The 7780-nt window shown below is 75.5% G+C and carries 10 protein-coding genes and 1 pseudogene; 3 read left to right on the top strand and 8 right to left on the bottom strand.

The window, feature by feature from the left end:
• Window positions 1-331: pseudogene (locus tag ACWCSD_RS42990) on the bottom strand (catalase HPII); the annotation flags it as partial.
• 254 nt (window positions 332-585) lie between these two features.
• Between ACWCSD_RS42990 and ACWCSD_RS42995 the strand changes: the two are divergent.
• From ACWCSD_RS42995 to ACWCSD_RS43005, 3 genes are read left to right on the top strand one after another with little or no spacing between them, the layout of a single operon-like run.
• Complete coding sequence (locus tag ACWCSD_RS42995; RefSeq protein WP_449923803.1) at window positions 586-1260, top strand: hypothetical protein; 675 nt, start codon at window positions 586-588, stop codon at window positions 1258-1260.
• Window positions 1257-1649 (top strand): phage holin family protein, encoded by a 393-nt coding sequence (locus tag ACWCSD_RS43000; protein WP_358012454.1) that lies wholly within the window; start codon window positions 1257-1259, stop codon window positions 1647-1649. Before ACWCSD_RS42995 ends, ACWCSD_RS43000 begins: the two co-directional genes overlap by 4 nt.
• Complete coding sequence (locus tag ACWCSD_RS43005) at window positions 1625-2305, top strand: DUF3618 domain-containing protein (protein ID WP_449923807.1); 681 nt, start codon at window positions 1625-1627, stop codon at window positions 2303-2305. The genes ACWCSD_RS43000 and ACWCSD_RS43005 overlap by 25 nt, the downstream gene beginning before the upstream one ends.
• A gap of 73 nt (window positions 2306-2378) precedes the next feature.
• Here ACWCSD_RS43005 and ACWCSD_RS43010 read toward each other — a convergent pair whose 3' ends face one another.
• From ACWCSD_RS43010 to ACWCSD_RS43040, 7 genes are all read right to left on the bottom strand, one after another.
• Window positions 2379-2864 (bottom strand): ester cyclase, encoded by a 486-nt coding sequence (locus ACWCSD_RS43010; protein WP_449923810.1) that lies wholly within the window; start codon window positions 2862-2864, stop codon window positions 2379-2381.
• Window positions 2865-2921: 57 nt separating this feature from the next.
• Window positions 2922-3812, bottom strand: coding sequence for a LysR family transcriptional regulator (locus ACWCSD_RS43015; RefSeq protein ID WP_449923813.1), 891 nt, complete (start codon window positions 3810-3812; stop codon window positions 2922-2924).
• A gap of 66 nt (window positions 3813-3878) precedes the next feature.
• Entirely contained in the window at window positions 3879-4610 is a 732-nt protein-coding gene (locus ACWCSD_RS43020) for a class I SAM-dependent methyltransferase (protein WP_397162880.1), read from the bottom strand.
• A 121-nt stretch (window positions 4611-4731) separates the two neighbouring features.
• Complete coding sequence (locus tag ACWCSD_RS43025; protein WP_449923817.1) at window positions 4732-5508, bottom strand: class I SAM-dependent methyltransferase; 777 nt, start codon at window positions 5506-5508, stop codon at window positions 4732-4734.
• An 86-nt stretch (window positions 5509-5594) separates the two neighbouring features.
• Window positions 5595-6854, bottom strand: coding sequence for an alpha/beta hydrolase (locus tag ACWCSD_RS43030; RefSeq protein WP_449923820.1), 1260 nt, complete (start codon window positions 6852-6854; stop codon window positions 5595-5597).
• A 78-nt stretch (window positions 6855-6932) separates the two neighbouring features.
• Window positions 6933-7586 carry a response regulator gene (locus ACWCSD_RS43035; RefSeq protein WP_397162885.1) on the bottom strand — a complete coding sequence of 218 codons (654 nt, stop codon included), beginning with the start codon at window positions 7584-7586 and terminating at the stop codon, window positions 6933-6935.
• Window positions 7583-7780: hypothetical protein (locus tag ACWCSD_RS43040; protein ID WP_449923823.1), on the bottom strand; the 198-nt coding region annotated here is incomplete at its 5' end. The genes ACWCSD_RS43040 and ACWCSD_RS43035, both read right to left, overlap by 4 nt.

A 7780-nucleotide genomic window follows, 5' to 3' on the forward strand; every position in this document is an offset into this window, starting at 1 on the left:
GGTCCTGCAGCAGCACCGGGCCGCGCGGGCCGGCCTTCAGCGAGTGGTCGGTGTCGCGCAGCCGCACCCCCTGGGCGGTGGTCAGGTACTCGCCACCCTGGGCCATCTGGTCCTGCGAGGCGCCGGTCGGCTGCCCGGTGGGCGAGACGGTCTCGGGCCCGGTCTGGTCCGGCTTGGGCGGCAGCGGCTCCCGCGGTTCGGTCGGCTCCTCAAGCTGGGGCGGCAGGCTGCTGGGCACGCCGGGGATCTCGGCCTGCTGCGCGGCGTCGTGATCGGTGACGGCGCCGACGACCTTCTCCACGGCGGACTTGAGCGGGTGCGACTCGTTCATGCTTGGTTCCTTAGGAAGGGCCACAACGGATTGACCAGGTCTGGCGCCTCCCTACCCATGCACAGCCGTATAACGCGAATAGTCGCACTTCAGGGCGGTTCGCGAACCCGCGCGAACCCGCTCGGAGCGCCATCGGAGCAGCGCGGGACGCCGATCCCCTTTTCACGTTCTTTGCCCTGCGTTGGGGTGTTCTTGGTTTGGCGGAGGCCGTTCGGGTAGCCACAGGCGGCATCAATCCCACGAGGAGGGCACCCATGAGTGAATACCCGACGGGGACCGGCCGGGAGGGAACGCTCCATCAGGGCAAGGCCGCCGCGCAGGAGGTCGCCGGGGCCGCCAGGGAGGCCGGCGTCCAGGTGGCCGGCGAGGCCAGGGCCCAGGCCAGGAACGCCGTCGACGAGCTGCGCGACCGGGTGCGCGCCCAGTCCGAGCAGCAGAGCCGGCGTGCCGCGCAGAGCCTGCGGGAGTGGTCGGAGGACCTGTCGGCCATGCACGAGCAGGCCAAGCCCGACTCGCCGGTGACCAACGTCGTACGCCAGGCCGCCGACCAGGGCCGGCGCGCGGCCGACTACCTCGACAGGCACGGCCTGGCCGGGGTGGTCGGCGAGGTGCAGAGCTTCGCCCGCCGCCGCCCGGCCGCGTTCCTGGCCGGCGCCCTGGCCGCGGGCTTCCTGGTGGGCCGCGTCATCAAGGCCTCCGGCGACAGCTCAGGGACGGCCTCCCAGCCCGCGGTCCCGCCGCCGCCCGCCGACCCCACCCTGCCGAGCGTCGCGCAACCCGGCACGGCGCCGCCGCAACCGCTGCACCGGCCGCTCGGCGACCCCCTCGGGCAGGACGACACCCGCCCGGTGCCGCCGCTCACCACGCCGCCGGCCGCCCCGGCCGCACCCGCGGCGCCCGCCTACGGCGCCGGGAGTGACCTGCCATGACCGCGCAGCCCGAGGAACCGACGCTCGGCCAGCTGGTCGGCGAGATCGGCGAGGACATCTCCAAACTGTTCCGCCAGGAGGTGGAGCTGGCCAAGATCGAGCTCCGCCAGGAGGCGACCAAGGCGGGCAAGGCGGCCGGGATGCTCGGCGGCGCCGGCTTCGCCGGTTACATGATCGCGCTGCTGGTGACCCTGGCCGTCATGTTCGGTCTGGGCGAGGTGATGGGCCTGGGCTGGGCCGCGCTCGTTCTCGCGGTCGTCTGGGCGGTCATCGGCGGAGTGCTGTACGTCAACGGGCGCAACCGGCTGCGCGAGATCAACCCCAGACCCGAGCAGACCATCGAGACGCTCAAGGAGGACGCGCAATGGGCACGCGACCTGAGGAAGTGAGAAACGAGATCGCCGCCACGAGGGCCGAACTCGCGGCCGACGTGGACCGGCTGGCCGACCGGACGAGCCCGGCGCGGATCGCGCGCCGCCGTACCGAACGGGTGCGGGAGGCGGCGCGATCGTTGCGGGAGCGGGTGATGGGAACCCCCTCCCATGCCGCGTCCCACGGCGCGTCCCATGCCGCCGGACGGGCGCGGCACGGCGTCGCCGCCACCGCCGGCTCGGTGGGCGAGGGGGCACACCAGGCCGGCCACGCGGTGCTGGAGGGCGCCCACCAGGCGGCCGGCACCGTGCGGCACGGCGCCCACGTGGCCGCCGAGACCGTACGGGCCGCGCCGGAGCAGGCCAGGCGGGGCACCCAGGGCAACCCCCTGGCGGCCGGGCTGATCGCCTTCGGCGCCGGTCTGCTGGCCGCCACGCTCATCCCCGCAACCGAGGCGGAGGAGCAGGCCGTCGGCCAGCTCCGCGAGCAGGTCGGCGACGTGCTGGAGCCGGTCGTGGAAGCCGGTCGCGAGTCGGCGCAGCAGCTCGGCCAGGACGCCAAGGAGCTGGCGGGGCAGGCCGTCCAGCAGGTGAAGGACAGCGCGTCGGAGGCGGCCGCCGCCACCGCCGACCAGGCCCGCGAGCAGGCCCGCCAGGTGGGCGGGCACCGCTAGACGCCCGCCCGGGACGTGCCCAGGCCCTCACAGCCGCGTCAGGCCGTGAGGGCCTGCGCCCTTGTCCGGCGGGTCACCTGGCGTCCCCGGCCTCCTCCGTGGCTCCGGTGTCCGGGGGCTCGAAGGCCAGGGGCAGGCACAGGCCGATCTGGGAGTAGATCTCCAGCTGGTCGTAGTAGAGGCGCTGGCTGGAGACGAGCCCGTCGCGCAGGTCCCAGAACCAGCAGGCCCGCACGGTGATCTGGCGGCCGGTCGCGGCCAGCACCTCGCCCCCGACCGTCAGGTAGGGGCCGGAGTGCGTCCCGGTCGCCGTCAGCTCGGTGGCGATCGTGTCGCCCAGGGCGACGGTCTCCCACAGCGTGAAGTGCAGGTCGGGAAAGCCGTCCCAGATCTGGGTGAAATAGGAGGCGATCTCCTCACGACCGCCCGCCTCCATCTCGGGGCTCACGACGACCGCGTCCGGCGCGTAGCACCGCGACACCGCCTCGACGTCGTGCGCGTTGGCGGCGCCGATCAGCCGGTGCACGATGTCGTCCGTCGGCGGCGGCACCTCTTCCATGCCAGGGACCGTACCCGGACCAGGGCAGCGCACCGCCAAACGGTCGTCAGCAGCGGCTCATGGATGGGTGGCCGCCGCCGGGGCCGCGGGCGCGCGGAGGGTGCGCAGCTCGCCGAGCAGGTCGCGGATCAGCGCGGAGCCGGCCAGTTCGCGGGTGGTGACGTAGCCCACCCGGCGGCGGGGGGCGCCCTCGCCGAGCTCGGCCGTGGCGACCCTGGCCGGGGCGTCCACCGTGGACAGGCGGGGCACGATCGCCGCGCCGAGCCCGTGCCCGACCATCGACATGACGACGCCGTCGTCCTCGACCGTGAGGTCGCCGGGCGGGATCCACTCCTGCGCGGCCAGCCAGCGCCGGGTCTCGCCCGAGCAGTTCTCGTGCCAGTCGATCATGGGGAGCGACCGCGGGTCCGGATGGCCCAGCGGATGGGCCAGCACGTACGGCTCCTCGTACAGCTCCTTGCAGACCAGGCCGTCCACGTACATCGGCAGGGTCAGGACGCCCACGTCGGCCCGGCCGTCGGCCACCTCGCCGGCGATGCCCCTGCCCAGGTCCGGCACGACGCGCACGTCCACGGTGACCTTGGGGTGCCGCCGGCCGAACCGGACCAGCACGCGCGGCAGCAGGTGGAAGGCGGCGCTGCGGAAGGCGGCCAGCCGGATGGTCCCGGTGGCCTCGCCGCGGGCGGCGGCGCGCGTGTCGGCCCGCATGACCTCCATGAGCCGCAGGATGTGCCGGGCGTGCCCGACCGCGGCCCGCCCCGCCGCGGTGGCCCGCGCGCCGGCGCGGCCCCGCTGGAACAGCACGGCTCCCATCTTCCGCTCGGCGGCGCGCAGGGCGTGCGAGACCGCCGACTGGGTCAGCCCCAGCCGTACGCCGGCCGCCGTGACGCTGCCCTCGCCGTCGACGGCGACCAGGACGCGGAGTTCCGCGGGGGTGAGATCGTCCACGGCGGCGACAACGGATGAAGACCTCTCACGCATTCCGCGACCGCTGAGGAAGGCCGCCGGTCCGGGCTACGCGATCAGCAGGCGGAGGCCGAGCTCGGCCTCGTCGAGTTCGAGCAGGTCCCGGTTGCGCGCGGCCCACCGGCCGGAGGCGAGGTCGGCACGCAGCTCGCGCACCGCGCGCCGCTCGACGTCCGGCCCGAGCCTGGCCCAGACCGACATCCCGCGGCGGACGTCCTCCTCCAGGTACGCCTCCGGCCGGCGCCAGAAGGCTTCGAACAGGCCGTCGGCGCAGTCCCACGGGATGGGCACGGGTTCCAGCCGGGCCCCGATCGCCGCCGCCAGCTCGGTCACCGAGGGCCGGCCTGCCACGAGGCCGGCGACCTCGGGCAGGTAGTCGCGGGACAGCCAGAACCGGTCGCGCCAGCCGGCGTCGCCGGTGTCGTGGGTGAACACCACCACGCGCCGGGCGACCCGCCGCATCTCGCGCAGCCCGCCGAGCACGTCCGGCCAGTGGTGGACCGACGAGACGGCCATGGCGGCGTCGAAGGCCCCGTCGTCGAACGGCAGGCGCTCGGCGGACCCGGCCAGGCACGGCGCCGCCTCCGCCGGGCGCTGCGAGCGCATGAGCGCCGACGGCTCCACGGCCAGGACGTAACGATCGGGCGGCTCGTAGGACCCGGTGCCCGCGCCGACGTTCAGCACGGTCCGGGCGTCGCCGAGCGCGGCCCAGATGCGCTCGGCGATGCGCGGATCGGTGCGCCGCGTCGTGGTGTAGGCCGCTCCGATGGTGTCGTACAACGGCGCTCCGGACATTCGGCACCGCCTTCCCGGCCGTCACCGTCCGACGGGAGGCCGCTTGATCGTTGTTTTCGGATCGATCGGCAGGTGAAACCTCTTCACGGCCCTGGCTCGGGCGTCCTCACAACCGCCGGACGCGCAACACGGCGGTCAGCATCGGCAGGGTGAACTCGCCGTCGGCGGTCTCGGGCCGGCCGGTGAGGTAGGCGCGGATCCGGCCGAGCCGGGCCGCGCGTTCCCCTTCGGGCATGACGAGCATGCCCGCCCTGGTCGCGAGCGTCTCGGCGAGGGAGTCCGCGGTGCGGCGCTGGCCGTGCGGGAACTGCTCCTGCTCCGGCGTCCCGAACCTCGGCGCGCCCGACCTGGGCAGGTGCATCCCGGCCGTCTCGGCGCGCCAGGCGGCGGGCGTGTCGCGCGGGCCGACCGCCTCGCCGCCGCCGGCCCGCGCGAGCCCGGCCACCCAGTCGACGCCGTCGTCGAGCACGTTCCACAGGCCGGCCAGGACGCCGCCGGGAGCCAGGACCCTGGCGATCTCGGGCCCCGCGACGGCCATGTCGAACCAGTGCATGGCGTTGCCGGCCAGCACCGCGTCGACGGACGCGGCCGGCAGCGGGATCGCCTCGGCGCTGCCCGGCAGGGCGCGGACGTCCGGCAGCGCCCGGCGCAGCTCGGCCAGCATCGCCGGGTCGGGCTCGACCGCGACGACCTCGACGCCCAGCTCGACCAGCGTCGCGGTCAGCTTGCCGGTGCCCGCCCCGAGGTCGAGCACCCGCCGCCCCGGCGCCGTCTCCAGCGCCCAGCGCACGGCGGCGTGCGCGTAGTCCGGCCGGTGCTCGGCGTACGCGGCCGCCGCGGCTCCGAATGACGAGCTGTGACGTAGCCGTTCGTCCGGCTCCACTCGCTCTCCTTCCCCGCCCCGCCGCCCGGCGGAGCCCTGAGTCACCCGCATCCTAAGATCACCGATCCCGGAACGCGCGACGACGTCTAGGATCGGGCGGGATCGGTGGCGCCGGTGTAGGCGGGGACGGGCAGCGGGCGGTCGAGGAGGAAGGCGCGGATCAGGCCGCGGTAGAGGTCGGGACGGCCGTTGGCGATCGAGTGGCCGGCGCCCGGGACGTACACCAGGGTCGAGTCCGGCAGGGTGCGCCGGTAGTCGTAGGTGACCTCCCACTTCAGGTAGTCGCACTGCCCGCGCATGATGAGCACCGGCACCCGTACCCCGCGCAACCGGGGCCGCGGGTCGGGCACGGCGGCGGCGTCCTCGGCGGTGACCTGGTTGCTGTAGAAGCCGGGCAGGTTCCCGTGCACGGGGGCGGGTTTCGCGTCCGCGCAGCCCGTGGCGTCCTTGGCCACCAGCAGCAGCGCGCGCATCCGGGCGTCGGCCTCGGCGTCGGGCACCAGCGCCCGTGCCGCGGCCGGGTTCACCCCCAGGAGCAACGACTGGACCAGCATGCGCGGGGAGCTCGTCAGCGCGTCGGCCTGGGCCTGGAGGGAGGCGGGCAGGCCGTCCCACGGGCTGCCGACGCCGCCGGGGAAGGCGGGCTCCCAGATCGCGCCCGGCGAGGTGAGCACGGCCTTGGCCACCCGGTCGGGGTGGGCGGCGAGGTAGGCGGCCGACAGGGTGCCGCCCCACGACCTGCCCACCAGGACGATCTTCGGGGCGCCGACGGCCTGGCGGACGGCCTCCAGGTCGGCGACGTGGCGGGCGACCGTGTACCCGGCCGGGTCGGCCAGCCGGGTCGAGCGGCCGGCGCCGAGCTGGTCGTAGGCGTAGACGTCGAACCCGGCGGCGGCCAGCTCCTCGCTGCCCTCCGGCAGCCCCTCCCCTGGGGTGCCCGGCCCGCCGTGCAGGAAGATCACGGGCGGGCGGCCGGCCGTGCCGGATCCGGCGAGCTTGACGTAGGCGAGCCGGGAGCCCGTCGGGAGCTGCCAGTACGCGACCCCGGCGGGCGTCGCGGCCGGCGGCGGGACGGGGAAGGGCCGGAAGGCCGCCAGCCCGGCGAGGGCGGTGACCGCCACGGTGTTCACCACCACGTAGGGCGGCACCAGCCGGGGCAGCCCCAGCAGGCGGAGCGCGGGACGTCCGAGCAGCCAGGAGACGACGGCGACGGCGAGCACCCCCGCCCCCGCGAACAGCGGCACGGCGGCCGTCACGGCCGCCACGAGCAGGAAGACCAGAGCCCCGGCGGCGACCGCGGCGATCTCGGCGCCCACCAGCAGGATCGCGCCTGACACACGTTTCATGTGCCACAACGTTAGGAACGCGCGCGCCGCGTCTCCTCCTGCCGGCGACCGAACCGTGCCCCCGCCACGCGGCGGGGGTCAGCCGGCCCCGGGACGGATCAGGCCGGACTCGTAGGCGTGGATGGTCGCGTGCAGCCGGTCGCGCACGCCCAGCTTGGCCAGGATCGCCGCCACGTGATCCTTGACCGTGGCCGGGCTGAGCGCCAGGACGGCGGCGATCTCGGCGTTGGACAGCCCGCGCGCGACGTGCCCGAGCACCTCGCGCTCGCGGGCGGTGAGCCCGTCGGGCCGCGCGGGCGGGCCGGGGTCGGCGGCCGCGGCGAAGCGTTCGAGCAGCCGCCGGGTGATCACCGGGTCGAGCAGCGCGTCGCCGCGCGCGATCACCCGCACCGCGTCCACGACGCGCGCCGGCTCGGCGTCCTTGAGCAGGAACCCGGACGCGCCCGCGCGCAGCGCGCCGAACACGTACTCCTCCAGGCCGAACGTGGTCAGCACGACGATCCGGGTGCCCGGCGTGCCGGCGGTGATCCGGGCGGTGGCGGCGAGCCCGTCGAGGCCGGGCATCCGGACGTCCATGAGCGCCACGTCCGGGCGCAGCTCGGCGGCGAGCGCCACGGCGGACTCGCCGTCGGCGGCCTGCCCCACCACGTCGAGGTCGGGTTCGGCGGCCAGCACCGCGGCGATCCCGGCCCGGACCACCGCCTGGTCGTCGACGACGATCACCCTGATCATCCGGGCAACCATACCCGCACGTCGTCCGGGCCGCCGGTGGCCAGCGTCCCGCCGTACCCGTCGGCCAGGGTGTGCAGCCGGCGGCGGGCGCGCCGGGCCGCCGTGCCCTCGACGAGCACGCCGTCGGGCAGGTACGACACGGTGATCCGGTCCCCGGCCAGCTCCTCGACGGCCCGGAACACGCCGACCTCCAG

It is taken from the genome of Nonomuraea sp. NPDC001684, from assembly GCF_053596515.1.